This is a genomic window from Alistipes sp. Marseille-P5061, from assembly GCF_900290115.1.
Classification (GTDB): domain Bacteria; phylum Bacteroidota; class Bacteroidia; order Bacteroidales; family Rikenellaceae; genus Alistipes; species Alistipes excrementigallinarum.
The window spans coordinates 800,135-826,850 of sequence record NZ_LT985748.1 but is presented as its reverse complement, the minus strand read 5'-3'; the positions used below and the strand labels follow the sequence as shown (position 1 = coordinate 826,850).

24 protein-coding genes and 1 tRNA gene are annotated in these 26,716 nt (G+C 62.8%); 6 read left to right on the top strand and 19 right to left on the bottom strand.

Going from position 1 to position 26,716, the window contains the following annotated elements; all coding sequences use genetic code 11:
• Positions 1-2 precede the first annotated feature (2 nt).
• Together C8267_RS03290 and C8267_RS03285 are read left to right on the top strand one after the other, a co-directional pair.
• The gene (locus tag C8267_RS03290; protein WP_087361160.1) at positions 3-305 is read left to right on the top strand and encodes a TRL-like family protein; all 303 of its coding nucleotides are present in this window, start codon (positions 3-5) and stop codon (positions 303-305) included.
• The gene (locus C8267_RS03285; protein WP_234025686.1) at positions 298-831 is read left to right on the top strand and encodes a hypothetical protein; all 534 of its coding nucleotides are present in this window, start codon (positions 298-300) and stop codon (positions 829-831) included. Before C8267_RS03290 ends, C8267_RS03285 begins: the two co-directional genes overlap by 8 nt.
• Positions 832-1,174: 343 nt before the next feature.
• On the opposite strand, the gene C8267_RS03280 is transcribed toward C8267_RS03285, so the two are convergent.
• Positions 1,175-1,636 (bottom strand): outer membrane beta-barrel protein, encoded by a 462-nt coding sequence (locus C8267_RS03280; protein ID WP_106633604.1) that lies wholly within the window; start codon positions 1,634-1,636, stop codon positions 1,175-1,177.
• A 398-nt stretch (positions 1,637-2,034) separates the two neighbouring features.
• Complete coding sequence (gene ppdK / locus C8267_RS03275; RefSeq protein WP_106633603.1) at positions 2,035-4,764, bottom strand: pyruvate, phosphate dikinase; 2,730 nt, start codon at positions 4,762-4,764, stop codon at positions 2,035-2,037.
• A gap of 369 nt (positions 4,765-5,133) precedes the next feature.
• Here ppdK and C8267_RS03270 point away from each other — a divergent pair, with 369 nt between their 5' ends.
• The gene (locus tag C8267_RS03270) at positions 5,134-6,114 is read left to right on the top strand and encodes an IS30-like element IS4351 family transposase (protein WP_005794072.1); all 981 of its coding nucleotides are present in this window, start codon (positions 5,134-5,136) and stop codon (positions 6,112-6,114) included.
• 2 nt (positions 6,115-6,116) lie between these two features.
• Here C8267_RS03270 and C8267_RS03265 read toward each other — a convergent pair whose 3' ends face one another.
• From C8267_RS03265 to C8267_RS03220, 10 genes are all read right to left on the bottom strand, one after another.
• The gene (locus C8267_RS03265) at positions 6,117-6,941 is read right to left on the bottom strand and encodes an endonuclease/exonuclease/phosphatase family protein (RefSeq protein ID WP_106633602.1); all 825 of its coding nucleotides are present in this window, start codon (positions 6,939-6,941) and stop codon (positions 6,117-6,119) included.
• A 13-nt stretch (positions 6,942-6,954) separates the two neighbouring features.
• Positions 6,955-7,917 carry a DUF2851 family protein gene (locus C8267_RS03260; protein WP_106633601.1) on the bottom strand — a complete coding sequence of 321 codons (963 nt, stop codon included), beginning with the start codon at positions 7,915-7,917 and terminating at the stop codon, positions 6,955-6,957.
• A gap of 3 nt (positions 7,918-7,920) precedes the next feature.
• Positions 7,921-8,241 (bottom strand): metal-sulfur cluster assembly factor, encoded by a 321-nt coding sequence (locus C8267_RS03255; protein WP_087361151.1) that lies wholly within the window; start codon positions 8,239-8,241, stop codon positions 7,921-7,923.
• 30 nt (positions 8,242-8,271) lie between these two features.
• The gene (locus tag C8267_RS03250) at positions 8,272-8,715 is read right to left on the bottom strand and encodes a SufE family protein (protein WP_087361292.1); all 444 of its coding nucleotides are present in this window, start codon (positions 8,713-8,715) and stop codon (positions 8,272-8,274) included.
• Positions 8,716-8,732: 17 nt separating this feature from the next.
• Positions 8,733-10,304, bottom strand: a complete 1,572-nt coding sequence (locus C8267_RS03245; protein WP_106633600.1) for an alkaline phosphatase family protein — start codon at positions 10,302-10,304, stop codon at positions 8,733-8,735.
• 40 nt (positions 10,305-10,344) lie between these two features.
• A complete protein-coding gene (locus C8267_RS03240) occupies positions 10,345-11,307 on the bottom strand; it encodes a GSCFA domain-containing protein (protein WP_106633599.1) in 963 nt (320 codons plus the stop codon).
• Positions 11,308-11,347: 40 nt separating this feature from the next.
• Positions 11,348-12,553, bottom strand: a complete 1,206-nt coding sequence (gene mnmA / locus C8267_RS03235) for a tRNA 2-thiouridine(34) synthase MnmA (protein WP_106633598.1) — start codon at positions 12,551-12,553, stop codon at positions 11,348-11,350.
• A complete protein-coding gene (locus tag C8267_RS03230; RefSeq protein WP_106633597.1) occupies positions 12,550-13,539 on the bottom strand; it encodes a hypothetical protein in 990 nt (329 codons plus the stop codon). Before C8267_RS03230 ends, mnmA begins: the two co-directional genes overlap by 4 nt.
• A gap of 125 nt (positions 13,540-13,664) precedes the next feature.
• Complete coding sequence (locus C8267_RS03225; RefSeq protein WP_199792064.1) at positions 13,665-14,186, bottom strand: ribosome maturation factor RimM; 522 nt, start codon at positions 14,184-14,186, stop codon at positions 13,665-13,667.
• A gap of 139 nt (positions 14,187-14,325) precedes the next feature.
• The gene (locus C8267_RS03220) at positions 14,326-14,868 is read right to left on the bottom strand and encodes a 30S ribosomal protein S16 (protein WP_106633596.1); all 543 of its coding nucleotides are present in this window, start codon (positions 14,866-14,868) and stop codon (positions 14,326-14,328) included.
• A gap of 398 nt (positions 14,869-15,266) precedes the next feature.
• Between C8267_RS03220 and C8267_RS03215 the strand changes: the two genes are divergently transcribed.
• Both C8267_RS03215 and C8267_RS03210 read left to right on the top strand, forming a co-directional pair.
• Positions 15,267-16,430 carry a BACON domain-containing protein gene (locus C8267_RS03215; RefSeq protein ID WP_087361139.1) on the top strand — a complete coding sequence of 388 codons (1,164 nt, stop codon included), beginning with the start codon at positions 15,267-15,269 and terminating at the stop codon, positions 16,428-16,430.
• Positions 16,431-16,803: 373 nt separating this feature from the next.
• Positions 16,804-16,877 (top strand) — tRNA-Arg (locus C8267_RS03210).
• Positions 16,878-17,034: 157 nt separating this feature from the next.
• On the opposite strand, the gene C8267_RS03205 is transcribed toward C8267_RS03210, so the two are convergent.
• From C8267_RS03205 to C8267_RS10825, 3 genes are all read right to left on the bottom strand, one after another.
• Positions 17,035-19,365, bottom strand: a complete 2,331-nt coding sequence (locus tag C8267_RS03205) for a glycoside hydrolase family 3 N-terminal domain-containing protein (RefSeq protein ID WP_234025671.1) — start codon at positions 19,363-19,365, stop codon at positions 17,035-17,037.
• Positions 19,366-20,201: 836 nt separating this feature from the next.
• Positions 20,202-21,212 carry a FecR domain-containing protein gene (locus C8267_RS03200; RefSeq protein ID WP_106633595.1) on the bottom strand — a complete coding sequence of 337 codons (1,011 nt, stop codon included), beginning with the start codon at positions 21,210-21,212 and terminating at the stop codon, positions 20,202-20,204.
• Positions 21,213-21,228: 16 nt separating this feature from the next.
• Entirely contained in the window at positions 21,229-21,516 is a 288-nt protein-coding gene (locus C8267_RS10825) for a hypothetical protein (RefSeq protein WP_158699679.1), read from the bottom strand.
• 143 nt (positions 21,517-21,659) lie between these two features.
• On the opposite strand from C8267_RS10825, the gene C8267_RS03195 reads away from it, so the two are divergent.
• Positions 21,660-22,271 carry an RNA polymerase sigma-70 factor gene (locus tag C8267_RS03195; RefSeq protein WP_106633594.1) on the top strand — a complete coding sequence of 204 codons (612 nt, stop codon included), beginning with the start codon at positions 21,660-21,662 and terminating at the stop codon, positions 22,269-22,271.
• A 278-nt stretch (positions 22,272-22,549) separates the two neighbouring features.
• Here C8267_RS03195 and C8267_RS03190 read toward each other — a convergent pair whose 3' ends face one another.
• From C8267_RS03190 to C8267_RS03175, 4 genes are read right to left on the bottom strand one after another with little or no spacing between them, the layout of a single operon-like run.
• Complete coding sequence (locus C8267_RS03190) at positions 22,550-24,274, bottom strand: M23 family metallopeptidase (RefSeq protein WP_106633593.1); 1,725 nt, start codon at positions 24,272-24,274, stop codon at positions 22,550-22,552.
• Positions 24,259-24,804 carry a regulatory protein RecX gene (locus C8267_RS03185; protein WP_106633592.1) on the bottom strand — a complete coding sequence of 182 codons (546 nt, stop codon included), beginning with the start codon at positions 24,802-24,804 and terminating at the stop codon, positions 24,259-24,261. The genes C8267_RS03190 and C8267_RS03185 overlap by 16 nt, the downstream gene beginning before the upstream one ends.
• Positions 24,801-25,733 carry a peptide chain release factor N(5)-glutamine methyltransferase gene (gene prmC / locus C8267_RS03180; RefSeq protein WP_106633591.1) on the bottom strand — a complete coding sequence of 311 codons (933 nt, stop codon included), beginning with the start codon at positions 25,731-25,733 and terminating at the stop codon, positions 24,801-24,803. The genes C8267_RS03185 and prmC overlap by 4 nt, the downstream gene beginning before the upstream one ends.
• The gene (locus C8267_RS03175; RefSeq protein ID WP_158699678.1) at positions 25,619-26,707 is read right to left on the bottom strand and encodes a chorismate synthase; all 1,089 of its coding nucleotides are present in this window, start codon (positions 26,705-26,707) and stop codon (positions 25,619-25,621) included. Before C8267_RS03175 ends, prmC begins: the two co-directional genes overlap by 115 nt.
• Between the last annotated feature and the right edge of the window lie 9 nt (positions 26,708-26,716).

Below are 26,716 nucleotides of genomic sequence, written 5' to 3'. Positions count from 1 at the left end.
TGATGAAGAAGTTTCTGGCTGCAGCATTCGTGGCGCTGGCATGCGCCGGGTGCGTCAAGTCGCCGGTCGTAGGCGGCATCTATACCGATGTGAAGGACGGTCTGGCCGTTACGGGCAATGCCGGTTCGAGCAAGGTCGGCACGGCCGAGGTGAAGGGATACGTGGGTCTGGTGGCGCTGGGCGATGCCAGCATCCAGACGGCGGCGCGCGATGCCGGCATCACGCGCATCCACCACGTCGACTACCAGGCGAAGTCCTACGTGGGCGTCTATACGATTTACACGGTCATTGTCTACGGTGATTAGGCGTGCGCTGCTGACGGCGGTCCTGCTGCTGACGGCTGTCTGCTCGGTGCAGCAGCTGCGGGCGCAGGAGATTCGTGACCGCTATGTGGCGCGCCACGAGGCGGACGGCACCATCTACCACACCTTCCCCGTGACGCTCTTCGAGCGGGAGGGGTCGGGCGATTTGACCTTCGACATCACCTATAAGACGGGGCGCGACGGCCGGGCGACGCTCAACTTCACCTACCGCATGGCCGAGCCCCTGCCGGCCGATTCGGTCTGCTTCCGCTCGGGCACGACGCGGATTGCGGGTCGTGTCGAGCGGCTCTACATCGAGCCGGAGCGGCGCATGTGGGTCCATCGCTACTCGCTCTCGACGGATGTGGCCCCCTTCTACCGCTTCTTCGACCCCGAAGCCGAGGCCGACGTGACGCTCTACTCGGGCGGTCGTGCCCTGAGGTACGGGGTCAAGCGCCGCGCATGGCGGAGTTACGCACCGGTCGGCTTCCGCATCTTCGAGATGATTCGCTGCAACGAGGCTCAGTAGGGTATACGGGGCGCGGAGCAGTGCGGAGCCGGGGCGAAACGGGGTCGGGCGAACCGAGGCCGGGGCGAACAGAACTGGGCAAACCAGAACCGGGCGAACCAGAACCCGGGTGGAACCGGGGGAGGAGCGGTGCCGGTCTTCGGTGCGACCCGGGATAGCCATTCGGCTCAGGGAGCAAGCAAGACGGAATGTGCTCTTGCCTTTCGGTCGTAATTCCGCCTCTTCCGGCGCATCGGACCTTTACAAGGCTCATCTCATCGTCCGGAACCGGACAGACCAAAATAGAGGCTCTTCTGCATAGCAGAAGAGCCTTTTTCGTATCCGGAGACCGGGTCCCGGTTTCTCAGAATCGGTAGGCGCCGCCTACCATGATGACAACCGGATTGGTACGTCGGTCGTCGAACATGGGCTGCCATTTGAGCCCGGCCGTGATGTCCCAGTTGTTGGCGACGCGGAAGTCGAAGCCGCCTCCCACATTCAGACCGACGGCCCACTTGCCGATGTCGTTGGTCGTGAGGCCGACCGAGGGGTAGATGGCCCAGGCGTCGCCGATGTGGAAGAGGTATTGTGCGTCGCAGCTGACGTCAATCGAACAGTCGCGGTGGAGCAGCGCCGCAATGGCGGGCTCGATGCGCCAGTTGTCCGTAATGCTGTAGCGGCCCGATGCGCCCAGACCGACTACGGCGTCGCCGACGTTCGTGTAGATGCTCATTTTGGGGACAATGGCCCACTTCCCGGCATCCTGTGCCGACGCTATCGAGGTCGAGCACAGCATGATGGCGATAGCAAGAATGATTTTTTTCATGGTTGTGATGCTTTTTTTGTATTGCTTGCCAGTTCAAATATAGCGATATTCTCTCCTCGGGCCAAAAAATTTCAACGAACAGCTCTTTTTTCCCGACCAACCGGTGATTCGCTCCATCGGCCCCGGAGCTGTACCTCGCCCGGGTGTATCCCCGCACGAAGCGTGCCGAACGGGAAACGCGGCGGCCTCTTCCTTGCAGACGGGGCCCGGTGACGGCTGTCGGTTTTCCCGTCTCCCCTGTCGGAGTGCACGTTACCCGCCGCGGCCCCATCTGCGGCCTCATCCGCGGTCGCGGGGAGGAGCGCATGCAAAAAAGCCCCCGCATCGAAGGATGCAGGGGCTTTTCGGTTGTCGGCCGGGCGGAGGCATTCGCGTTGCCCCCCCCCTCGGCGCGGATGTTACTTTTCGTTGAGCGCTGCGTGGGCTGCGGCCAGACGTGCGATGGGCACGCGGAAGGGCGAGCAGCTGACGTAGTTCAGACCGGCATAGTGGCAGAACTCCACCGACGAGGGCTCGCCGCCATGCTCGCCGCAGATACCGCACTTGAGGTTCGGACGCGTGCCGCGGCCCTTGAAGACGGCCTCGCGGATGAGCTGGCCCACGCCGTTGCGGTCCAGAATCTGGAACGGGTCGTTCTTCAGGATGCCCTTCTCGAGGTAGATGGGCAGGAACTTGCCGATATCGTCGCGCGAGAATCCGAGCGTCATCTGCGTCAGGTCGTTCGTACCGAACGAGAAGAACTCGGCAACCTCGGCAATCTGGTTGGCCGTCACGGCGGCGCGCGGCACCTCAATCATCGTACCGACCATGTACTCGATGCGGTCGTTGCGCTCCGAGAATACCTGCTCGGCCGTCTTGTCGATGATGTTCTTCTGGTAGCGGAGCTCCTTGTGGTTGCCCACCAGCGGAACCATAATCTCGACGTGTACCGGAATACCCATCGCGCGGACGTTCATCGCAGCCTCGATGATGGCACGGGTCTGCATCTCGGTGATTTCGGGATAGGTGTTGCCCAGACGGCAGCCGCGGTGTCCCAGCATCGGGTTGAACTCGGCCAGCGACTCCACCTTGTCGACAATCTTCTTGAGCGATACGCCCATCTCCTTGGCCATCTCGCGCTGGCCCTTCTCATCGTGGGGCACGAACTCGTGCAGAGGGGGGTCGAGCAGGCGGACCGTCACGGGATATCCCTTCATGACCTTGAACAGCCCCTCGAAGTCACCGCGCTGCATGGGCAGCAGCTTGGAGAGCGCCACGCGGCGGCCGGCCTCGTCGTCGGCCAGAATCATCTCGCGGATGGCCTTGATGCGGTCGCCCTCGAAGAACATGTGCTCCGTGCGGCAGAGGCCGATGCCCTCGGCGCCGAACTCGAATGCCTGGGCGGCATCCTTCGGCGTGTCGGCGTTGGCGCGCACCTTCAGCACGGCGTATTTCGAAGCCAGCTCCATCAGTTTGCCGAAGTCGCCGCTCAGGTCGGCGGCCTTCGTGGCAACCTGGCCCAGGTATACCTCGCCCGTCGAGCCGTTGAGCGAAATCCAGTCGCCCTCCTTGACGGTGAAGCCGTTGACCTGGATGGTGCGGGCCTTGTAGTCAATCTGCAGCTCGCCGGCACCCGACACGCAGCACTTGCCCATACCGCGGGCAACGACGGCGGCGTGCGAGGTCATGCCGCCGCGTGCCGTCAGGATACCTGCGGCGTCGAGCATGCCCTTGAGGTCCTCGGGCGAGGTCTCGATGCGTACGAGCACGGCCTTCTGGCCCGTCTTGGCGAAAATCTTCTCGGCATCCTCGGCGAAGAAGACCACGGGACCCGTGGCGGCGCCGGGCGATGCGGGCAGACCCTTGGTGATGACCTGCGCCGAAGCGATGGCCGTCTTGTCGAATACCGGGTGGAGCAGCTCGTCGAGCTTTGCGGGCTCGCAGCGCAGCACGGCGGTCTTCTCGTCGATGAGCCCCTCGCGCAGCATGTCCATGGCAATCTTCACCATGGCGGCACCCGTGCGCTTGCCGTTGCGGCACTGCAGCATCCAGAGCTTGCCGTCCTGAATCGTGAACTCGATGTCCTGCATGTCGGTGAAGTACTGCTCCAGGTGGTGCTGGATTTCGTTGAGCTCCTTGTATACGTCGGGCATCACCTCCTCGAGCGAAGGATACTTGCTCTTGCGCTCCTCCTCGGAGATGTTCTGAGCCTTGGCCCAGCGCTTCGAACCCTCGATGGTAATCTGCTGCGGGGTGCGGATGCCGGCCACCACATCCTCGCCCTGGGCGTTGATGAGGTACTCGCCGTTGAAGATGTTCTCACCCGTTGCGGCGTCGCGCGAGAAGGCCACGCCCGTAGCCGAGTTGTTGCCCATGTTGCCGAATACCATGGCCTGTACCGATACGGCCGTACCCCACTCGGCGGGGATGTTGTTGAGCTTGCGGTAGAGGATGGCGCGCTCGTTCATCCACGAGCCGAAGACGGCGCAGATGGCTCCCCAGAGCTGGTCCCACGGATTGGTCGGGAAGTGCTCGCCGGTCTGCTTCTTGACGGCGGCCTTGAACTCCTTGACCAGCTCCTTCAGGTCGTCGGTCGTCAGCTCGGTGTCGTTCTTCACGCCGCGCTGCTTCTTCTTGGCGTCGATAATCTCCTCGAAGGGGTCGTGGTCCTCCTTCGATGCGGGCTTCATGCCCAGCACCACGTCGCCGTACATCTGGACGAAGCGGCGGTAGGAGTCCCATGCGAAGCGGGGGTTGCCCGAGAGCTTCGAGACGGCCTCGACGGCCTGGTCGTTCATGCCGAGGTTGAGAATCGTGTCCATCATGCCGGGCATCGAGGCGCGTGCGCCCGAGCGTACCGAGACGAGCAGCGGTTTGTCCTTGTCGCCGAACTTGCGGTCGGTCAGCCGCTCGATGTTCTGGATGGCCTTCTCCACGTCGGGACGCAGCAGGTCGATGACCGCCTGCTTGCCGTGGGCGTAGTATTCGGTGCAGACCTCCGTGGTGATGGTGAATCCGGGAGGAACGGGAATGCCAATGAGGTTCATCTCGGCGAGGTTGGCACCCTTGCCGCCGAGCAGTTCGCGCATTTTGCCGTTTCCTTCGGCCTCCTTGTTGCCGAAGGTATAGACACGTTTAACGTCTGCCATAGTAGTAGTGTTGTTTTGAAATATGATTAGTTTTGAAATTTTGTTCCTTCTCGTAAAGTTAATAAAAATTTTCGTTTCGGGGAATACCCATAGCCGAAAAATTGCGGTCATGTATCACACGCCGCAATTCTCTCTCCAACTTTCGCTTCGGAAGCGCGAATATAGTGAATTATTTCGATTTCTCCAACTGCTCAGCGAATATCTTGAGTTCAACTTATAAATGCAACTTTTTGGGTGCGGATAATAAGCAATAAAAACATTTATTTTTCAGAGAGGAAAGAGAGACAATGTCCCCCTTTCTCTCACTCTGAATGGATAAAGTTTGCTATCTTTGCTTTAATTGTCCGTCCAAAGAAAAAAAAGTTGCAGATGAGCAAACATATAACCGAGGAACAAAGGTATGCAATTTCTATGATGTTGCAAATACCGATGAGCAAAAAAGCAATAGCGGAAGCTATCGGAGTAGATAAAAGCACTGTTTACAGGGAGATAAAGCGCAATTGCGACGCCCGAAGTGGTAGCTATAGCATGGAGCTTGCCCAGCGAAAAGCAGACAGGCGCAAGCAGCAAAAACATCGCAAGGAAGTGCTTACACCGGCAATGAGAAAACGGATAATAAAGCTGTTGAAGAAAGGATTCAGCCCGGAGCAGATTGTCGGCAGGAGCCGCTTGGAGGGAATTGCGATGGTATCTCACGAAACGATATATCGCTGGATTTGGGAGGATAAGCGGCGGGGTGGCAAACTGCACAAATATCTTCGCAGACAAGGTCGCAGGTATGCCAAACGTGGTTCTAAAAATGCAGGGCGAGGATTTATCCCAGGCAGGGTGGATATTGATGAGCGTCCCGAGATAGTGGAACTGAAGGAGAGATTTGGTGATTTAGAGATAGATACAATTATTGGTAAGAACCACAAAGGTGCCATTCTTACCATTAACGACAGAGCAACAAGCAGGGTCTGGATACGCAAGTTGTCGGGAAAAGAAGCCATCCCGGTAGCTAAGATTGCAGTATGGGCACTGCGGAAAGTGAAAAACTTAATACACACAATTACGGCTGACAATGGAAAGGAGTTTGCAAAGCACGAGGAAATTGCGCAAAAATTGGAAATAAAATTCTATTTTTGCAAACCATACCACTCATGGGAACGTGGTGCCAATGAAAACACCAACGGGCTTATCAGGCAGTATATCCCAAAGGGTAAGGACTTTAGTGAAGTAACCAACAAACAGATTAAGTGGATTGAAAATAAACTCAATAATCGACCTCGTAAAAGACTTGGATACCTCACGCCAAACGAAAAATTTAAACAAATTATTAATCAGAATTCTGTTGCATTTGCAAGTTGAATTCAGCTATAAATGAAAATTGGCAGGGAAAAACCGAAACCTCCGAGGTACTTCTCCCGCCGGTAGGTGGGAAGCGGCCCGATGCCCCGCTCGTCGAAGAGGAAGGGGCGGGCGTAGACGTCCGCGCCGCAGACCTCGAACGCCGTGTCGGCGAGGATGCGGTCGCGCATGTGCCAGCTGCCGTTGGGGTAGCGTACGTTGCCGCGTCCGGCGCGTTCGGCGCGGCGCAGCAGGTCGCCGAGACCCAGCCGTGCGGCGTCGCGGTGGGGTGTCCGTCCGGCCACGAGCAGCCGCAGCCCTGGCCGGTCGTGCCGCAGTTCCCGTACCGCCCAGCGGGCCATCCGGTAGTCGCAGCTCAGCACCAGGGCGAGGGTGTCGCTGCGCAGGACGCCCTCGATGCAGAGGTAGTCGCGCCCCTGCTCCACATCGAGCGGACGGAAGAGGTCGCCGTAGTAGAGCAGCGCGAAGTCCAGACCGTCGAAGGCGTTCATCGTGCTGTGCAGATAGCTGTAGTCGCCCCGGCAGGCGGCCGAAAGGTCGCGCACGACCGCCTCGTTCTCCACGCCGTAGAGCGCCACGAGGGGCAGCCCCATCGAGTCGATGACGGCGGCCGTATGGGCTATCTTGCGGCGGTAGCGCTCCGAGTCCCAGGCCAGCCGGCCCCGGGGCGTATGGTCCGAGTCGTCGTAGAAGAGTGCGGGGATGGTGTCGTAGAGTCCGTCGAGGTCGTAGAAGGCGATACCCAGCGCCGGTTGCCGCTGTGCCCGGGCGGTCGCGACGCAGAGGGCAAGCAGCAGAAGGAGCAGGCAGCCGGGCAGACGTTTCATGCGGGGGTGTGTATCAGTGTGTTTCGGCAGCGCGTTGCAGCAGCCGGCGGCCCAGCGGACACTCTGTGCAGCGGCGTTCGGCGCAGTATTCGGTGGCCAGCTGCAGCAGCGCCTGCGTCTCGAAGGCGTTGGCGGGTGCCGGCGCGCAGCTGTTGAGCCAGGCGCGGATGTAGCGGTTGTCCTCCGCCTCGAGCCGTTCGAGCAGCGTGAGCGAGCGGTCGCGCAGCGCCTCGTGTCCCGTGTAGCTGCCGTAGGCGTATTGCAGCACGGCGACCAGATTGATGCCGATGATGTTGGCCTTGAAGTTGCCCAGCCGCTTGGGCGTATCGAGGCTGGCGGCGCCGGGGATGTAGTGTGTGCGCCAGTATTCCGACGCCTCGACGCGGAAGAGCCGCCGCACGTCGTTTTCGTTGCAGCACTCCATGGCGCGCTGCATGATGAATTCGTCCTGCGTGAAGAACTCGGCCGCCTGGGCCAGCCGCAGCACGGGGTGGTTCGCCGGACGGATGCCGGCCAGCTCCCATGCTTGGGCGTCGAGCCGTTCAAGCGAGTATTTGGCCGCCAGATATTCGAACGAGCGGCGCAGGTCGAGCGTATAGCTGTCGTCGCGGTAGAGGTCGAGCAGCCCCGAGCAGCCCAGCAGCATCGCCTCGACGGCGTGGGGCGCCAGCCGCTCGCGCAGCACGATGCGGTAGGGGACCCGGCGGGCGAGTTCGAGGTAGACGGCCTGGTTGGTCCGGTCGCCCAGCGTGCGGAAGTACATCAGGTAGAAGGTCTGGTTCCAGTTGCGGGTCGCCTCCTCCCACAGCTCCGTCACGGTGCGCATCTTGCGCTGCAGACGGTCGAAGAGCAGCGTCGTGTAGAGTTCGTTGCGCTGCAGCGGCGAGAGGGCCTCCAGATGTACTCCGCAGCTCAGGTTGCGGGCCCCGGCCTGCAGCCGGTTGAGCATCCGCTCTTCACGCTCGGTGCGTGCCATGGCTCAGAGCATGTTGAGTTCGAGCAGCGCCTCCTCGGACATCATGCTCTTGTCCCAGACGGGGTCGAACGTCAGAATCACGTTCACCGACTTCACCCCCGGCACCTTGCCCACCTGGATGTTGACATCCTCGACGAGCATGTCGGCCATCGGGCAGTTGGGCGCCGTGAGCGTCATGCGGATGTTGGCCACGCCGTCGGGCGTGTAGTCGATTTCGTAGACCAGCCCCAGGTCGTAGATGTTCACCGGGATTTCGGGGTCGTATATGTTCTTGAGCGTAAGGACGATTTCCTTTTCAACCTTGAGAATCTCTTCGGGTGTCATGACGTATGTGCGAATTTGATGAGGGAAAAACTACCGCGCATCGGGCTCCCGGTGCTGTTCGTGTTCGCGGGCGTCGAAGGCCAGCGCGTAGAGCCGCATCTGCTTGACCATCGCCAGCAGTCCGTTCGAGCGGGTGGGCGAGAGGTTGGCGCTCAGTCCGATGGCGTCGATGAAGTAGAGCTCCGTGTCGAGGATTTCGCGGGGCGTGCGGCCGTTGAGCACGCGGATGAGCAGCGCGATGATGCCCTTGGTGATGATGGCGTCGCTGTCGGCCGTGAACCACACCTTGCCCCCCTCGTAGCGGGCGTCAATCCACACGCGCGACTGGCACCCCTGAATCAGGTACTGGTCGGTGCGGTGTTCGGGAGCGATGGCCGGAAGCGAATCGCTCAGCGAAATCAGGTAATCGTACTTGTCGAGCCAGTCGTCGAATACGGCGAACTCCTCGATGATTTCCTCCTGTATCTTGTCCATGGTCATAAACGGTAGATTTACAAATCGACGATTTCCGGAAGGATTCCGCCCTCGGAGGCGGCCGGTTCCGTAATTTCCAACAACCGGGCCAGCGTCGGTGCCACGCAGGTCATGTCGATGCGGCGCTTTATGCGCATCATCCCGGCGCCCGTTCCGTAGAAGAGCAGCGGCACGTGGGTGTCGTAGCCGTACATCGAACCCGAGGCCGAGCGGCAGCGGTCGCGCTCCTCAATCCATCCGGGCATCAGGTTGAGGATGACGTCGCCCGAGCGGCGGGGGTAGAAGCTGTTCTGCATGCGCTGCGCATAGCCGCTGCCGAAGTAGCTCGTCCGCATGGCGGTGGCCGAGAGGGCGTGCGACACGCCGCGGAACTGCATGGCGAAGATGGCCACCTCGTTCTGCACCTCGGAGAGGTTGAGCCCCCGTTCGTAGACGAGGTTGTGGTTCAGATAGATGCACTGGTCCTCGTAGGCGAGCAGCCAGTCGCCCGACCCGTAGCGGGCGTTGAGAAAGCTGTTGACGATGACCTCGAACTGCCGCGTGTTGAAGCGCTCGAGCGGCTCCGGACCTGCGTCATACGAGGGGCTCGTTCCGTGGTCCGAGGTGAGGACCACCGTGACGTTGCCATCCTTGACCTGGGCGAAGAGGAAGGTCAGGAAGTCGGCCAGGTCGCGGTCCAGCCGGTAGTACATGTCCTCGGCCTCGATGGATTCGGGGCCGTAGGCCTCGGTGATGCGGCGCGATGCGTCGAGGCAGATGTTCAGCAGGTCGGGTGTCTCGTCGGCGCCGAGGCGGAACTGGGCGATGGCCTGCTTGGCGAAGCCCAGCACGGCGGTGTTGCCCGCCGGCGAGTAGAGCATGCGGTCGAGGTCGGTGCGCAGCTCGGGGCCCTGGCCCGCCCTGCGGATGCGCTCCTTGCCGCGCTGAGCACCCGACAGTTCGATGTCGAAGCTGCGCGTGTTGACGTAGTCGTCGGGCGAGAGGAGCGTGCGCCACGTGGCGTCGAGGTAGGAGCGGTTGAACCCTTCGCGGTTGCTGCGCTCAATCCATGCCGGGAGGATGGGTTCGTAGTAGGTCGACGAGCTCCAGCCGCAGGAGAGCGAGTCGAGCCAGAAGGCCTCGCCCCCCTTGCCTGCCATCACGACGGCCGACGTGGCCTCGGCGGCGATGGATACCTGGCGGCTCCCCTCGAGCTGCTGCTCCATGGTCTGGGCCAGCGTCGGGGCGATGAGGTTGTAGGGGCCGCACCCCTGCCGTCCGTCGAGCAGGCGTACCGTGCGGTTCTCGGTATAGTTCTGCCAGCGGGTCCCGATGACGCCGTGCGTCGAGGGCATGGCCCCCGTGGTGAGCGTGGCGAGCGAGACGGGGGTCGTCGTCTGCTGGTATTCGTAGCGGCTGTCGAGGTATTCGGTGCCTCCGCGGCGCAGGCGCAGAAAGCCGTCGTTGCAGAAGTTGGCGGCGTAGCGGTCGAGCTCCTCGGCGCGCATCGAGCCCACGACAATCTGGACAATCAGACGGGGGCGTGCGGCCGCGTGGAGCTGCGTGGCGGTCAGGAGCGATGCGGCGAGCAGGATGATGAGTCGTTTCATTGCGTAATGAGGTGGAAACCGAACGGCAAATTTACGTTTTTTATTTCAAAAAGCGTGAGAAATATGCCCGTTCGGCGGTGAAATCGACCTCGGGGAGCGCCTCGATGGCGGTGAGCTGCTGCCGGCAGAAGGCGCGGCACGCCTCGCTGCGGGGGTGCTGCATGCGGTGCTCCGAGGCGCGGACAATCCGCTCGACCTCGGGCAGCAGCCTCCGGGCCCGCTCCGAGAGGGCCGCCTGCGTGAAGTGCTCCCAGACATATTCGACGGCCTGCGGCGAGGGGTGGACCAGGTCTTCGGCGTAGAAGCGGTAGTCGCGCAGGTCGTCGACGAGCATCTCGTAGGCGGGGAAATAGCGGACTCGCTCCGCAAAGCGCTCCTCGAGCGCTGCGGCGGCCAGCCGCAGCGTCGCCTTGCTGAGCGAATTTTCCACCAGCCCGTCGCCCGCGTGGCGCACGGGGCTCACGCTCACGATGAGGCGCTTTGCCGCAAGCTCCCCCTCGAGCAGCCGCGCAAACGGGGCGACAATCTCCTCGACCGTCATCCGGCGGCGGTGAAACTCCGCGGCGGGCTGGCGGTGGCAGTTGGCCACCGGCCGCCCCTCGTGGTCGTAGACCCACGCCGTACCGAAGGTGAGCAGCAGCGTGTCGGCCCCGTGCAGCGCTTCGGCGCCGCGCCGCACCGCCTCGTTCATGGCGTCGAGGGCCTCGTCGGCCTCCGTGCGCGAGAGCGAGCCGTGGAAGTCGTAGTGGAACCACACCCCCTCGCGCGAGCGGTGCAGCTCCTCGCGGCGGACCGGCTCGGCGTGCCACAGGCGCTCGAGCGTCCGGACGATGGAGGCGGGGTTGAAGAGGATGCCCGTCGGGTTGGCCTCGATGCGGAACCGGGCGCGGGAGAGCCGCGCCGCAATGTGCTCGGCAAAGCACGAACCGAGGGCCAGCAGCCGGCTTCGGTAGTCGATGTCGGTGCCGAGGGTGAAGGGCTCTATTTCGGTGCGGAACTTCATGCGGCGGTTGCTTTTTGAGGAGTGCGCGGTCCGGGGGCTCCTAACGGTCGATGACGCCCGAGCCGACGAGCTCCTCGCCGTCGTACCAGGCGGCGAACTGCCCGGGGGTGATGCCCCGCTGCGGCTCGTCGAAGAGGATGAAGCCCCCTTCGTCGCGCACGTAGAGGGTGGCCTGCTGCAGCGGCTGGCGGTAGCGTATCCGCACCTGGAAGCGGCGGCTGCCGCCTGGTGCGAGCTCCCGCGTGGGGTTGACCCAGTGCATCTCCTCGGGACGGATGCGCAGCGCACGACGGTAGAGGCCCGGGTGGGCGTCGCCCTCGCCGACATAGATGACGTTCTGCTCCACGTCGGTAGCCAGGATGAAGAGCGACTCGCGGCGGCCGCCGATGCCGAGCCCCTTGCGCTGGCCGATGGTGTAGAAGTGGGCGCCGTTGTGCTCGCCGATTTTCTTGCCATCGCGCACGGTGTAGTGCCACGGCTCGGCCAGTGCGGCCAGCTGCGCGGTCGTGGGTTCGCAGCCGGGTTCGGGGAGCGGAGGCCGCTGTGCATATTTGGGCCACGTGGCGAGAATCTCGTGGACGTTGCCCCGCCGTGCAGCCAGCTTCTGCTGGAGGAAGAGCGGCAGGTCGACCTTGCCCACGAAGCAGATGCCCTGCGAATCCTTGCGCTTGGCGGTGGCGAGCCCCTGCTCGGCGGCGATGCGCCGCACCTCGGACTTGAGCAGCCCGCCCACGGGGAAGAGCGCCGGGCGCAGCTGCTCCTGCGAGAGCTGGCAGAGGAAGTAGCTCTGGTCCTTGCCCGGGTCGCTGCCCGCAAGCAGCCGCCACGTCGTGCCGCCGTCCGGCCGCAGCTCCTCCGCCTTGCGGCAGTAGTGGCCCGTGGCGACGTAGTCGGCCCCCAGGCGGAAGGCCTCCTTCATGAAGACGTCGAACTTGATTTCGCGGTTGCAGAGCACGTCGGGATTGGGCGTGCGTCCCCGTTCGTACTCCGCGAACATGTAGTCGACCACGCGGCGGCGGTACTCGGCCGAGAGGTCCGTGATGTGGAGCGGAATGTCGAGCCGGCGTGCGACCAGCTCGGCGAAGAGGCGGTCGTCGTGCCACGGGCAGTCGCCCTCGAGCGTTCCCGTGGTGTCGTGCCAGTTAATCATGAAGAGCCCCACCACGTCGTATCCCTGCTGCTTGAGCAGGTAGGCGGCCACCGACGAATCGACGCCGCCCGAGAGTCCGATGACTACCTGTTTCATTGCTTCTGCGTTTGTGTTTCGAAGGTTTCGGCCAGCAGCTCGCCCAGTCCGAGCCCCGGTTCGGTGAAGAGGCGCGAGGTGTCGGCCCCGAGCAGCATGAGCACCCGCATGAGGTTGTAGCCCGTAGCATAATAATAGTAGGGCGTGCGCGCGGGGTCGTACAGCCAGGTGTCCTTCTGCATGTCGTAGATGCCCAGGCGGAGCCCCGTCTGGGCATCTACGTAGCGGGCCGAACCCTCCATCATCTCGTAGAGCCGTTCGGCCGAGGTCATCGTCTCGCCGTTGTAGTGGAGCATGCGGGCGCGGCGGTCGGCACGCGTGTCGAGGAAGAGGCGGATGCAGGAGTCGCGCTGCGCAACGTCGGCGGCTGCCAGCGCTCCCTTGAGCGCCTCGTTCTCACGGTCGATGAGGCGGCGCTGCCAGTCCACGCCCTGGTAGAGCCGGCGGAAGGGGCCCTGCGGGAAGGTGAGGCAGTATTGCTCGAACTCGGCCAGGAAAGCGGGGTGCAGCAGCTGGAAGCCGTGGGTGTATTCGTGGAGCGCCATGAGGGCCCACGCCTCGTCGGAGTCGGTCCCTGTGACGAACTGCGCCGTGGTCTCGGGCGAGCTGCAGAGCAGGACGGGCGAGCGGTAGTCGAAGCGGGTCGAATCGTCGAACGACATAATCGCCTGCATGTGGAAGGGGAGCGAATCGGGGCGGGCGCACTTGCGGATGTTCAACCCCTTCTCCTCGTGCATCGGCCGGCACGCCATCCGCCCGAGGAAGTGCTGCGTCGGGTTCACCGCGTAGCAGACCGAATCGGTGTAGTAGAGCAGCGGCACGTCGTATTCGGGACGGAGCAGCGCGGGCCAGCTGCGGCCCGCCTCGGCGCGCAGCTGCTGCACCATGCGGATGCGTTCGACGATGAGCGCCTCGCCCTCGGGCTCGGGCGTAGAGCAGCTGCCCAGCAGCAGGGCGGATGCAAGCAGAAGGAGGTATCGTTTCATGCGGAGCTGTTTTGAAAATCCTTGCGGCGAATTTACGAAAAATATTCAACAACCCGAAACGCAGGCGGGGCGGACGGCCTCGGCCGTCTGCCCCGCACTGCGTCTTCCGACCCGCCGTCTGCGCTTCAGAGGTCGGTCATCCCCTCGGGCAGCACGAGCTTCACGCACCGCCGCTCGAAGTCGATGTGGGCGATGAACTCCTCGACGGCGGGGACCAGCAGGCGCCGTCCGCCCGTCTCCAGTTCGAAGAGCGGGTTGGCCTCGCTGTCGTAGTAGTCGGTCAGCCGTCCCTCGAAGTGGAGCGGCTCGGCCTCGTGGCGCGTCTCGATGCCCTCGACGCGGAAGCCGATGAGGTCTTCGAGGTAGAACTCGTCGTCCTCCCGCTCGCCGCTCTCGATGCGGAACTCGCGGCCGACGAGCTCCGATGCGCGGCGCTCCGTGTCGAAGTCGGCGAACGTGGCGACGGCGCCCGAGATGCCGCGCCGCTCGAAGCGGTCGCACCAGAGCGGCACGTCGAGTGCATCGATTTCGACGAAGAGTGGGGTAGTCTGCGGGGAGAACTCCTCCGGAAAGTCGGCATAGAGCGAGAGCATCAATCCGCCCTCGGAGCCGAAGAGTTTGTTGATTCTGCCGGCGGGAACAAGCATGTCGATTGTCTGTTTTTGGAGTGAGGAAGGGGGCCGTCAGTCCCGGCGTGCCGCGCGGGACCCTCTCGGCCGGAAACGAAAAACCCGATAAGTCTCCGAAGAGAGTTACCGGGCGTTTCGAAAGAGAGAACCTGCTCCTTTAGGCCTCTGCGGGAGCTTCGGCGCCCTCTGCGGGAGCCTCGGCAGCAGCAGCCTCGGCAGCCTCCTTGGCGGCGGCTTCGGCAGCAGCCTTCTTCTCGGCGATTGCCTTTGCGCGCTCCTCGTTCACCTTGGTCTCGGCAGCCAGACGGGCCTTCTGGGCCGACTTGGCATCCGATGCGAGCTTGTTGCTCTTGGCCTCAATCTTGCCGACCTTGGCCTCAAGCCACTTGTTGAAACGAGCCTCGGCCTCAGCCTCGGTGAAAGCGCCCTTGGCGACACCGCCCAGCAGGTGCTTCTTGTACATTACGCCCTTGTACGAGAGAATTGCCCGACAAGTATCCGTAGGTTGTGCGCCTTTGAGTAACCAACCCAGAGCTTTCTCGAAGTTCAGGTCAATCGTAGCAGGATTCGTGTTGGGGTTGTAGGTACCCAGCTTCTCGATGAATTTACCGTCACGCGGCGCTCTGCTATCTGCGGCAACGATGTGGTAGAAGGCGAAACCCTTCTTGCCATGGCGTGCCAGACGAATTTTAACAGCCATTTGCTATAAAATTAAATTAATGAAACGCTCACCCACTTTGGGCTTTTTAGCGTGCAAATGTAGGTAAAAAATTCCGCGCAGCAAAATTATTCGCTCAAAAACCCCTATTTTTCTTTCATTTTTACGGTAAAATGACAGGATAGTTGTTGAAATGAAAAAAAATGTTTACATTCGATATGCATTAACCCCTAAATTTTCTAATTATGACTCGTTTCTCTGTTTTTGCCGCTCTGGCGGCCGTGTCCTTGTTGTTCTCATGCAACAAGTCGGGTGAGGTAGAAAATCCGCAGGCATCACAACCGATAATCCTGATTCAGACCAGGACGGTTTCCGTTGAAGCCCAGGGCGGAGACTGTGAGATTTTATACACGGTCGAGAATGCTAAAAACGGAGTATCCATGGAGGCTTCGTGCGATGCCGAATGGATTTCCAATATCGATTGCTCGGTAGCGAACAAGGTGACCTTCACGGTTGACCCCAACGACCAGGCGGAGGAGCGTACCACCCCCATTATCCTGAGATATGGTACGGAGACGGCCACGGCTCAGGTCGTGCAGCACACCGATGGTTGGTCGGAGTACGATGTGGAGCTCGAAATGCCCAAGTTCTACGGAATCTACTACGGTGACTATTATATGCCGGGCGTGGGCAACTACTGGTTCTATCTGATGGACCAGGACATGGTCAACGACGTGATGTCGCCCAACGGAAACTACTACCGCATCGACCTCTACGGAGAACTTTCGGAGGATCCTTCGGCTGCGGTTGTTCCCGACGGAACCTATAAGTTGGATTTTGCGTCGACCTGTGCTTCGGGTACGTTTACTAGCAACTACAGCTATCTGATGACGACGGACGAAGCCGGACGCGGTACCGCTCATGACTATACGGAGGCCGTCCTCACCGTGAAAAACGATGGTGAGAACTGCAGCTTCGAGCTGATTGCCACCATCGAAGGCAAAAAGCATCGGATTACCTACAACGGTCCTGCTCAGTTCATGGACGATTCGGGCAGCGACGAGCCCGAGGTGGATTATCCGCAGCTCAAGGAGAATGTCGACCTGAATGTGGTCAGCGCTGATGCATACTGGGTTGAGACCAAGGAGGGCGTTTCCGCAATCGACCTGCGCTTCATGGATATGGAGAAGGATGGCAGCGGCAATCCGGTATATCCCGGCAACATCCTGGATGTAGACCTCTACAGCGTGCTTGAAAGCGACGGAAGCATCAAGCCGGGCACCTATACCATTGCTGCCTCGGAGGAGGAGGCCGGTCCCGACGGAACGATGACTCCCGGCTCCGTAAGTTCCATCATGGGCATGATATTCTTCCCTTCGGGTACGAACGTGCAGCAGTACGATGAGGACGAGAACCGTCTGTTCGGTCCGGTGACCTCGGGTACGCTTACCATCTCCGGCAATGCATCCAGTGCGACCGTGGACATCGACTTTACCATGGTGGGCGGTTATACCGTCAAGGGCAAATATACGGGTCCGCTGCCTGTTGACCGCCTGCCTTCGGACGCCTCCGTGCCCTCGCTGCGTGCTGCCAAAAGACGTTAGCGGAAGGCCGTCCGCCTAAGTCCGCCTGACGTGCGGACGGAACGATTCACGCATGAGACCCCGGAATGCGGTTTATGCCGCATCCCGGGGCCTCTTTTTTCGTGCGGTACGTTTTTCCGGGGGCGGAACCTTCTGAAGGGCCGGTTTGCGGCACGTGAGGCCTGCGGCCTGTAACCATGCGCCGGGCGGGCGATGGAGGTGTTCGGTCTCCGACGGAAGGCCCTGGAATGTCGTCGGAACCCTGTGACCCGCCCTCTGTGCGAGGCTCGATTTGCATTCGGTTTGTATAATTTCTCGCAAATTCATTTATAATCGGGCGAGATTTCGTATATTTGCACCCGCAAGCGGTGCGCCTGTCGCGCTGCGAGCCGATGGTTCCGTAGCTCAGTTGGATAGAGCAACAGCCTTCTAAGCTGTGGGTCTTGGGTTCGAATCCCAACGGAATCACCCCTAAACATGCGGCAAGCGGGAGACTCCTTCGTGGAATCTCCCGCTTGTCGTTTTCCGGTCTGTCTGTCCGTCTGTCTGTCTGTCCGTCTGCCCCTCTGCCCGTCCGGCTCTCCGGCCCCGAAGGGCCGTGACCGGCGGTAACCGGTGCGGCCCGTCAGCGGCGTCGGAGCGTGTCGACGAGTGGATGCTCGGCCGACGAGGGTCCTACCTCGATGCGTACACGCCCCTCATAGCTCATCGGGCGGTAGTCGCGGCCGATGATTTGCAGATCGCGCGGCGTGAGGCGGAACTCGACCTCGCGCTCCTCACCGGCCGGGATGGCGATGCGCTCGAAGGCCTTCAGCTCGCGCAGGGGCTGTACCAGCGGCGCCTCCAGATGGCGGATGTAGAGCTGTGCCACCTCTTCGCCGTCACGTTCGCCGCAGTTGCGCACCGTGCAGCGGATGCGGTAATCGTTCCTGCCGAGCGAATCGACGGCCAAATTGCCGTACTCGAAGCGCGTGTAGCTGCGTCCGAATCCGAAGGGGTAGAGCGGCGTGGCCTCCAGCTCGACGTAGTCGTGGTTGGCTGGCACGAGCTTGTTGTAGTGGACGGGCAGCTGCCCCTCGGTGCGGGGAATCGAGACAGGAAGGCGTCCCGCAGGGTTGTATTGCCCGAAGAGCACCTCGGCCAGCGCCTCGCCTCCGGCCTCGCCCGGATACCAGGCCGTCAGCAGCGCATCGGCATGCTCCGAAGCCCAGCGCATGTCGAGCGGACGTCCCTCGATGTAGACCACCACCATCGGCTTGCCTGTCTGTGCGACGGCGCGCAGCAGCTCCTCCTGCCGTCCGAGCAGCGCCAGCGAGGCGCGGTCGTTGCCCTCGCCGCACTCCATGTCCTTCACGCTGCGCGTCGAGGCCACGGCGGCTCCCGTGGCGAGGTACTCCGTGTCGAAGTCGCGGGCACTCGAGCCACCGACCACCACCACGGCCACATCTGAGCGGCGTGCGGCGTCGACCGCACGCTGGATTTCGGCCGTCGAGAGGTCGCGGATGGCGCAGCCGCGGACGTAGCGGACGCGGTCGGCGCCGATGAGCCGCTCGATGCCGCGGCGCAGCGTCGTCACGTTGTCGGACTGCTGGGCCGTGTAGTCACCCAGCTGGTTGTATACGTTGTCGGCATTGGGGCCGATGAGGGCCACCGTTCCCTTCCCGGTGGAGAGGGGCAGGATGCCGTTGTTCTCGAGCAGGACGATGGACTGGCGCGCCACCTCGAGCGTCGTCTGCCGGTGCGCGTCGCTTCCCGACGTGCATCCGTCGACATCGACATAAGGGTTCTCGAAGAGCCCCATCTCGAACTTGAGCCGCAGCACCCGCTCGGCCGCCCGGTCGATGAGCGCCGGGTCGACGAGCCCCTTGCGCACCGACTCGATGAGCGTGAGGTAGGCTTCGCCGCAGAGGTCGGCATCGACACCCGCCGTGAGCGCCTTGCGCGCCGCGTCGTCGACCGACGTTGCCACGCCGTGCGTCTGGTAGAGCCCCTCGATGCTGAAGAGGTCCGAGATGACGAATCCGTCAAAGCCCCACTCGCCGCGGAGCACCTCGCCGAGGAGGTAGTCGTTCATCGTGCAGGGCACGCCGTCGATGGAGCTGTAGGCGGTCATCACCGAGCGGGCGCCCGCCCGCACGGCCGCCTCGACGGGCGGCAGGAAGGTGCGGCGCAGCTCGCGCTCTCCGAGCAGGTTCGCTCCGCCGTTCTGTCCTCCGTCCGAGGCTCCGTAGGCGGCGATGTGCTTGAGCGTCGAGAGGGCGTGCTCCCGTTCGCTCAGGTCGGCCGAGCCGAGTCCCTCGACGAAGGCGCGCCCCATGGCGGCCGTCAGCGTCGGGTCCTCGCCGTAGGACTCCTCGGTACGCGACCAGCGCGGGTCACGCACCACGTCGAGCACCGGTCCGTAGGCGATGTGTGCTCCCTGCGTGCGGATTTCCGAGGCGATGACCCCGCCCATGCGGCGGATGAGCTCCGGATTCCACGTCGAGGCCTGTCCCAGCGCCGTGGGGAAGACCGTGGCACCGATGGCCATGAATCCGTGGGGCGCCTCCTCGGCCAGGAAGAGCGGGATGCCCCAGCGGCTGTGCTCGATGGCGTAGCGCTGCATGCGGTTGGCCAGCTCGGCGCCCATGCGGGGCGAGAGGCCCGTTTCGAGGTTGCGCTGCGTCCAGGGGTCGGCGCGGAAGGTGCCCCACAGCATGCCGATGTGGCGCTCGTCGACCAGCTCGCGGAAGCGGTCGGTCAACAGCACCGAGTCGCCGCTGCGTTCGTAGGTCTCCCAGCCGTAGGGGCACTGCAGCTGTCCGACCTTCTCTTCGAGGCTCATGCGGCGCACCAGGTCGGCGGCACGTGCCGCGGGGCTCTGCGTCGCATCGAGGTAGAGCGGTGTCGTCTGGCAGGAGCCCAGCCCGAGCAGCAGCGCTCCCGTCATGATTTTCAGCGTTTTCAACGTTTTCATCGTTCGGGTATCTCTGTTTTGTTTCGAATCGTTCCACGGTGCCGTCCGCCGCGTCCTGAAACCGGACGGGGGACCTCCCGGCCTGCTGCTCCCCAATTTATAAATATCCCTCACCACGGGTGTTTTGCAGCCGGTCGTCGAGGCCCCCTTCGCCGGACCCACCTGCTGGCGGGCTTGACCGAAGCCTTGGACAGTCTTATCATGGCTGCGGGACCTGCATGTCGGCTGACCTCGCGGGGAGGATTGCTGCCGGTCGGTGCGCACGCCCTTCGTGAAGGCGTACGTTGTGACGAAAGTGCGTCGTCGGCAGCTGGAGCCGTTCTTTTCCTTACTGCCGTTCACGTAGAACAGCACCTTGAATGTGCTTCTTGCCATACTCGTTTCTTTTTGGTTGCAAAACTATAAATCAACGAGTTACCTATTGATAAGCAAAGCTGCGCAGAACGCCGCAAAATGAAACGAGGACTGTTAAATCTGCACTTTCATCGGGTAATGATTAGGAAACCGTTCTTTTGCTTTAATCTGCTTTAAGACGGTTTTCAATTGTCTGCCCAACTTCTGCGTTTTTCTTCTAACTCCCTAATTATCAAATCCTGTTGCGTTAATCTGCTGCAATTCGGCGGATATTCCAGAGATTTTTCATAAGTTTGTAAGAATTGATTTTAGGGTTAGTCCGGTTCACAGGGGGACCGGATGGTCTTGGCGATTCGACAGGCGGGGGGACGGGCAGGTCCTTCCGCTTGTGTTTTTTCGGGTCGGGCTAAGTCTGTCTCATGGTTCTGGGTGAGGTTTTGGTTTGTTTTCGGTTTGATGCAATCTATTTATATTCAGATATTTCAGTATACTTCGAAGATGGCCCGCCCGTCGGTTTCGCGGTTCCCGTCCTCAAGCCCGATTTGGTGGAAGCGGAGCTTCGAGGAGATGGTGAAGTAGCGCAGGATGACGTCGAGGCTCTGGTTGGAGAAGGTTCCCGTGAAGGTGTTGCCCAGCAGCTTCTGGTCCTTGATGTCGAACGAAACGTTGTACTTGTTGCCAATCATGCGCAGCGCGTCGTTGAGCGGCGTGTTGTCGAGCACGATTTTACCCTCTTTCCACGAGGTGCTGCTGGCGATGTTGGCTTGGTCGAGGTAGATGGCGCCGGTGCGCGAGTTGTAGATGACGAACTGGTCGGGAACCAGCCGCACGAGCTGGCGCATGTGGCGCGAGTCGTCGTACTTCATGCCGATGCTTCCCTTGACCAGCGTGGCGCGGATGTACTCGTCGTTGTAGGCCTCGACGTTGAACTCCGTGCTGTAGACCTCGATTTCGGTCGAACGGGCCTCGACGACGAACTTGTGCTTGGTGTCCTTCGTCACCTCGAAGTAGCCCTCGCCGCAGAGCTTCACGCGGCGCTCCTTGCCGCTGAAGCGGGTGGGATAGATGAGTTTCGAATTGGAATTGAGCCAGACGCGCGAGTTGTCGGGCAGCGTCACGGCGCTTATCATGCCCGTGGTCGAGCGAATCTCGACCATGCTGTTGTTCTTTTCGGCGATTTTCGAGGCCAGGAGCAGCGAGAGTACGATGAAGGGGAGCAGCAGTACGGCAGCTACGCGCTCCAGACGGTGGAACGTCCGGTGCCAACGGTCGCTCCGGATGCGGCGGTGCACCTTGCGCAGCGCCTCGGCCGGGTCAATCTCCCGGTGCAGGCGCTCGACTTCGGCCGCCAGGTTAATATAATAGAGGTGCTCTGCCGTCTTGCGGTGCTCCTCGCTCCCGGCAATCCATGCCGCGACCTTTTCGGCCTCGGCCGACGAAAGCTCGTTGTTGAAGTAACGGACGAGCAGAGGTTCGATTTCAGTAAGGTCCATAGTTTGGGTTTTGTTATTATGACTCATTTGCGGGGCGAGTTCCTAAACGGAACGACGACTTTTTTTCATTGTTTTGTAAAATTTTTTTATCTCCGGCTTGCAGTTGGTCTTTTCCGGATGTCAAAGGTTGTTTTTCGGAACGGCATGGCCCGTTGAGCTGCCGGGTGGCGCAGCTTTTCGGGTTGATGCCTTCGGATTGACGCCCGGAGTTCGTTTGCAGCGGCGCGGATTTCAGGACGGAGCCTTCGTGGCTTTCGATACGTAAGCAGTTTCGGGTGGACGTATTGGTACTTGATTGGCTCATCTTTCACCTTAATTGGTTAAAAACGGGGTGTATGATGTCTGCTTTGGGTATGCACCGGCTCCATCGGGACTTTTTTTGTCGTTTTTTCCTGAGACATGCTCCCCAAAGAGTTGGAGTTCCGATTTATTTACTAATTTTGAATCATGCTCAAAAAGGAACGGATTTCGGAATCGGAACTGCTGACCCGACTGTTGGAGGGGGAGCGGCAGGCTTTCGACGAGATTTTCACGCGGTATTACACCTCGCTGTGTGCCTTTGCGAACCTGTATGTCAAGCAGACCGAGGTGGCGGAAAACATCGTTCAGGACCCGATGCTCTGGTTGTGGGAGAACCGTTCCGAGCTTCAGATTCGGGGGGCCCTGTCGCACTATCTCTTCACCTCGGCCAAGAACCGCTGTCTGACCTATCTGAGCCGTGAGGCCCTGCGCAGCAACCGTTTGAGCGACCTGCGGGTCGATGTTGCCGAGCCCTTCGGCGTTCCCGACATCTACCAGCTCGAGGAGCTGCGCCAGAACATCCGCCGGGCGGTCGAGGAGCTGCCCGAACCCTATCGTGAGGCGTTTGAAATGAACCGTTTCGAAAACCGCACCTACAAGGAGATAGCCGAGGAGCTGGGCATCTCGGCCAAGACGGTTGACTACCGTATTCAGCAGAGTCTGAAGATTCTGCGCGTCAAGTTGAAGGATTATCTGCCGCTGATTCTCTTCCTGCAGGCTGCGGGCATGCTCGGCGCCGACCACTGGTTCGGGCTGTAACCTCTCCGGTGAGCGTTCGTGTGCAGCTTGTTCCGTATCCGTTTATCTGCCAGCCGGTCGTCTGACCCACATCGGTCGGGGGCAAGTTAATCCTTATTTATTAAAAATTTTATAAAATCAATAAGACGAAGAAGAGCCCGCTTTCCTTTCGGAAGCGGGCTCTTCTGTTCTCCCTCTGTGATGTGTTGAGCGGCGGGGATGCCGGCCTTGCGCGTGGAATCGCGCGGAGTGGGGCATCTGCTCTTGCTCCGTGGGCCGCCGCGGTGCCGTCCGCCGGGTCAGCGGCGGAAGCTTCCCTCCCAGCGGCTCTCGTTGCCGCAGCCGTCGCGGACGACGAGCAGCAGGCGGTGCGTCGAGCCGTCCGGCCCCTTGGGGAAGTGGTATTCGAGGGTGCCCTGCATCGGGTAGCGTTCGCAGGGGGTCCACTCGCCGTCGACGTAGAGGTCGCAGGAGGCGATGCCCGAGAAGTTATCGCCCAGCCGGAAGCGGAGGGCTCCCTTGCGTGCAAGGTCGGCGCCCGATTCGAAGAGCGGGCGTATGGTCGGGGGCAGCGTGTCGGCTACGGCGAGCCAGTCGCCCGAGGTGCGGATGCGTGCCGTCAGCCGTCCGTCGGCGTAGGAGCCGCCCAGCCAGACGAGCTGTCCGCGGCGGTTGATGCCGGCCAGCGTGACGTGGCGGCCCATCTCTTCCGGGACGAAGAGCTGCAGCGAGAGGGTCACGGCCGAGGCCAGCGGCGTTGTGAGGTCCAGAAACCGGTAGGCGGGGGTGAGCACCTCGACGCCCGTGGCGTGGGCCGAGGGGTTGTCGTGCCGCTCGGGGCGGGCGAAGAGCGATTCGTGAAGCGCTCCGGCCGGGATGCGGAGCGTCGCCTCGTCGCCGATGCGCAGCAGTGCGTCGCGGTCGCGCCGCAGGGCGACGGCCGCCGAATCGCGCCGGGGCTGGAGGCGTGTCTCGCCGCCGCGGATGTCGAACTCGAGCGTCGAGCAGTTGCCGCAGTCGTCTTCGGCCTCGATACGGATGTGGCGGCTCTCTCCCGGTGCCGTGCGGACCAGGCCGCGCTCCCGCAGCGTGGGGTAGAACTCGGCGGGGGCCCCTTCGAGCTGCGCCAGACGAATGACCTCGGCGCGGGCGCCCACCTGGAGCGGGTAGCAGGAGACGGCGTCGCAGCTGCGCGAGCGGTCGAACGTGAAGCCGTCCATGCGGTACTCGAAGCAGCACCGGCCGTCGACATAGAGGCTCACGCGGTAGAGCCCGAAGCGGTTGTAGACGCCGTCGCGGCGGTCCGACGCCTCGATGACGAAGTAGCCGCGCGGACCCACCTCGATGCTCCCGGCCTCCGTGCGGTAGCGCCCTTCGGCCGTCTTCTTCAGCTCGAAACTGCGCAGCGGTCCGTGGACCGGAATGCCTTCGAGTGTGTCGACCTCGGCGTAGCGGAGCCCCAGCATGAGCGGTGCGATGTGGTCCTCGGGGCGGATGATGCCCATGCGGACGGTGTTGAGCGTGCGTTGTGTGGCCGTCTCCCGTATTTCGAAGTGGAGGTGCGGCCCGAACGACGAGCCGCTGTTGCCCGAGCGGGCCACCACGTCGCCCTGTGCGACGGGGAACTCGCCGGGCCGAAACCACAGGTTGACGCTGTTGCTGCGCGTGCGGCGCCGCTCGGCGTCGACGCGCTGCTCCAGGTCGTCGCGGAAGCGCAGGATATGGCCGTAGACGGCCGTATGTCCGTCGCGGAGCGTGATGTAGAGGGCGCGTCCGTAGCCGCCCGGCGCCACCGAGAGGCGCGAGATGTAGCCGTCGCCCACGGCGACGAGCTCCTTGCCCACCGCACCGTCGGTCTTGATGTCGACGCCGCCGTGGAAGTGGCCCGGGCGCAGCTCGCCGAAGTTGGCCGAATAGAGCCCGGAGACCTGCCGGACGGGGTAGAGGTATCGGGTCGAATCCTCGCGTGCGAGGGCAGTCGTGCAGCCCGCCGCAAGGAGCATCAGGGTCAGAAGATATCGCATTCGTCGTTCTCTTTGATGAGTGTGGCGACCAGGTCGCCCACCGTTTCGTAGTCGTATCCGAGCGAGAGGCCGTAGCGCAGCAGCTTGTTCCGCCGCTCGAAGGGGGTTCCGCCCTTCAGGCTCCGCATCTTGCGGCGCAGCTGCTCCTCGAGCCGCCGGCCCATTGCCTCGCGGTCGGTCTGGCACAGTGCGGCGTCGATTGTCGCGCGTGCGATGCCCTTGCGGAGCAGTGCCGCCCGGATTTTGTATTCGCCCCAGCCGCTCAGCCGCAGCTTGTCGCGCACGAAGGCCTCGGCATAGCGGGCGTCGTCGATGAAGCGGTCGCGTACGAGCCGCTGCAGCACCTGCTGCCGGTCGCCCTCCGACAGCCCCCAGCGCTGCATGAGCCGCAGCGCGTCACCCGTCGAGCGCTCGGCACGGGCGCAGAGCCGCATGAGCGCGGCGAGCGCCTCGTCGGGGCTCTTCGTACGCGGAGTGCGGGGCGCAGCCGCTGCGCTGCCTTCGGGGGTTGAAGTTCGCGGTTGTTTCATCGTTGCTGTTTTGGGGTTGGGTTGGTCGTTCCGCCCGCTGCGGTGCGGAGGTCGCCCCCGGTTTCGGGGGCGGCTTCGGCTTGCAGCGCCGCAAGCCGGGCTGAAGCCATGCGCTCCCGCCCGAAGAGGTCGCGGCGGATGCGCACCTCGGCGTAGCCCTCCTCGAGGAGCATGCGGCGCATCGTCTCGCCGGCCCGTTCGTAGATTTCGAAGTAGAGCCCTCCGTCCGGGGCGAGCATGCGGCGCGCCTGCCGCGCGATGGCGCGGTAGAAGAGCAGCGGGTCGTCGTCGGGGACGAAGAGCGCTCCGGGGGGTTCGTAGTCGCGCACGTTGGGATGCATCGCCGCGGCGTCGCTCCGGGGAACGTAGGGGGGATTGGAGACAATGACGTCGAACGTCCCGGCGAAGCACTCCGCCAGATTGTCGAGCGCATCGGCGCGGCGCAGCTCGATGGGCGCTTCGAGGCGGCGGCTGTTCTCGGCCGCCACGGCCAGCGCCTCGTCGGCGATGTCGGCCGCCGCCACCTCGGCGCGGGGAAGCCGCCGCTTGAGGGCGATGGCGATGCAGCCGCTGCCCGTCCCCACGTCGAGCAGCCGGCGGGCCGTCGGGTGCTCACTTGTGACCCACTCCACCAGCTCCTCGGTTTCGGGGCGGGGGATGAGCACCCCCTCGCGCACCTTGAAGCTCATGCCGCAGAACTCCGCCTCGCCCAGCTCGTACTGCACGGGGCGTCCCGCCGCAAGCCGTGCGATGACGTCGTCGAGCCCCTCAAGCTCGAGCTCCGCCCCGGGGTCGGCCAGCAGCTGCGTGCGGCTCACGCCGCCCAGCCCGGCGGCCGTGAGCAGTGCGATGCTGCGCGCCTCGTCGTGCCCGTAGAGGGGGGTGAGCGCCTCGGTGATGCGGCGGATGATATCGTGGCGGGGGGGCATGGGGGGGGCAGGGCGGCAAGAATGATGGCCAGCGCGGCCTCGACCACCACGGCGCCCCTCAATGCAATGCAGAGGCCGTGGCGGCCGCCGATGCGCAGCGCCCGCCGCGTCCCCGTTGCGGGGTCGTAGGTGAATTGTTCGCGGGCGATGCTCGGCGTGGGTTTGAAGGCAACGCGCACCACGAGGTCGTTGCCGTTGGTGATGCCGCCGTCGATGCCTCCCGCATGGTTCGTCGCGGTGTGTCCCTCGGCGTCGAGCAGCAGGTCGTTGTTGGCGGAGCCGCAGCTGCGCGCCGCGGCGAAGCCGCTGCCGAACTCCACCCCCTTGACGCCGGGGATGGCGAAGAGCAGGTGGGCGGCCACCCCTTCGACCGTGTCGAAGAAGGGCTCGCCGTAGCCGGCTGGAACGCCCCGCACGCGGCAGGCAACCACACCGCCCAGCGAATCGCCCTCGGCGGCGGCGTTGCGCAGCAGCTCCTCGAAGCGGGAGGCGTCGTCGCATCCGCCCATCTCGGCCAGCCGCGTCTCGAAGCGCACCTCGCCGGGCAGCATCCGCTTGGCTACGACCCCCGCGGCAACGAGCGGCAGCGTGAGCCGCCCCGAGAAGTGGCCTCCGCCGCGCGGGTCGTTGTAGCCGTGGTACTTGACCCACGCCGTGCGGTCGGCGTGCGAGGGTCGGAAGCGCGAACCGGCGGCGGGGTAGTCCGCCGAGCGGGTGTCCGTATTGTCGAACAGCAGCGTGAGCGGCGCCCCGGTCGTATGGCCGCGGTAGAGCCCCGAGACGATGCGCGGGGTGTCCTTTTCGCGGCGGGGCGTGGTCCCCGCGGCGCCCGAGCGGCGCCGTGCCAGGTCCGCCTCGAACTCCTCGGCCGAGAGCGGAATGCCTGCCGGCACGCCGTCGAGCGTGATGCCGAGCAGGCTGCCGTGGGATTCGCCCCAGAGCGAGAGTCGGAAGTTTCTGCCGAAGGTATTCATGGAAATGGG

Coding starts and splice junctions, on each gene's coding strand:
- C8267_RS03250 (WP_087361292.1), bottom strand. CDS start 8,715: ATGGACAAGATACAGGAGGAAATCATCGAGGAGTTCGCCGTATTCGAC.
- C8267_RS03230 (WP_106633597.1), bottom strand. CDS start 13,539: ATGAAACGATACCTCCTTCTGCTTGCATCCGCCCTGCTGCTGGGCAGC.
- C8267_RS03205 (WP_234025671.1), bottom strand. CDS start 19,365: ATGAAAACGTTGAAAACGCTGAAAATCATGACGGGAGCGCTGCTGCTC.
- C8267_RS03220 (WP_106633596.1), bottom strand. CDS start 14,868: ATGGCTGTTAAAATTCGTCTGGCACGCCATGGCAAGAAGGGTTTCGCC.
- C8267_RS03195 (WP_106633594.1), top strand. CDS start 21,660: ATGCTCAAAAAGGAACGGATTTCGGAATCGGAACTGCTGACCCGACTG.
- C8267_RS03215 (WP_087361139.1), top strand. CDS start 15,267: ATGGAGGCTTCGTGCGATGCCGAATGGATTTCCAATATCGATTGCTCG.
- prmC (WP_106633591.1), bottom strand. CDS start 25,733: ATGCCCCCCCGCCACGATATCATCCGCCGCATCACCGAGGCGCTCACC.
- C8267_RS03260 (WP_106633601.1), bottom strand. CDS start 7,917: ATGGCACGCACCGAGCGTGAAGAGCGGATGCTCAACCGGCTGCAGGCC.
- C8267_RS03190 (WP_106633593.1), bottom strand. CDS start 24,274: ATGCGATATCTTCTGACCCTGATGCTCCTTGCGGCGGGCTGCACGACT.
- C8267_RS03200 (WP_106633595.1), bottom strand. CDS start 21,212: ATGGACCTTACTGAAATCGAACCTCTGCTCGTCCGTTACTTCAACAAC.
- C8267_RS03290 (WP_087361160.1), top strand. CDS start 3: ATGAAGAAGTTTCTGGCTGCAGCATTCGTGGCGCTGGCATGCGCCGGG.
- mnmA (WP_106633598.1), bottom strand. CDS start 12,553: ATGAAACAGGTAGTCATCGGACTCTCGGGCGGCGTCGATTCGTCGGTG.
- C8267_RS03280 (WP_106633604.1), bottom strand. CDS start 1,636: ATGAAAAAAATCATTCTTGCTATCGCCATCATGCTGTGCTCGACCTCG.
- C8267_RS03270 (WP_005794072.1), top strand. CDS start 5,134: ATGAGCAAACATATAACCGAGGAACAAAGGTATGCAATTTCTATGATG.
- C8267_RS03185 (WP_106633592.1), bottom strand. CDS start 24,804: ATGAAACAACCGCGAACTTCAACCCCCGAAGGCAGCGCAGCGGCTGCG.
- C8267_RS03240 (WP_106633599.1), bottom strand. CDS start 11,307: ATGAAGTTCCGCACCGAAATAGAGCCCTTCACCCTCGGCACCGACATC.
- C8267_RS03265 (WP_106633602.1), bottom strand. CDS start 6,941: ATGAAACGTCTGCCCGGCTGCCTGCTCCTTCTGCTGCTTGCCCTCTGC.
- C8267_RS03255 (WP_087361151.1), bottom strand. CDS start 8,241: ATGACACCCGAAGAGATTCTCAAGGTTGAAAAGGAAATCGTCCTTACG.
- ppdK (WP_106633603.1), bottom strand. CDS start 4,764: ATGGCAGACGTTAAACGTGTCTATACCTTCGGCAACAAGGAGGCCGAA.
- C8267_RS03225 (WP_199792064.1), bottom strand. CDS start 14,186: ATGCTTGTTCCCGCCGGCAGAATCAACAAACTCTTCGGCTCCGAGGGC.
- C8267_RS03245 (WP_106633600.1), bottom strand. CDS start 10,304: ATGAAACGACTCATCATCCTGCTCGCCGCATCGCTCCTGACCGCCACG.
- C8267_RS10825 (WP_158699679.1), bottom strand. CDS start 21,516: ATGAGCCAATCAAGTACCAATACGTCCACCCGAAACTGCTTACGTATC.
- C8267_RS03175 (WP_158699678.1), bottom strand. CDS start 26,707: ATGAATACCTTCGGCAGAAACTTCCGACTCTCGCTCTGGGGCGAATCC.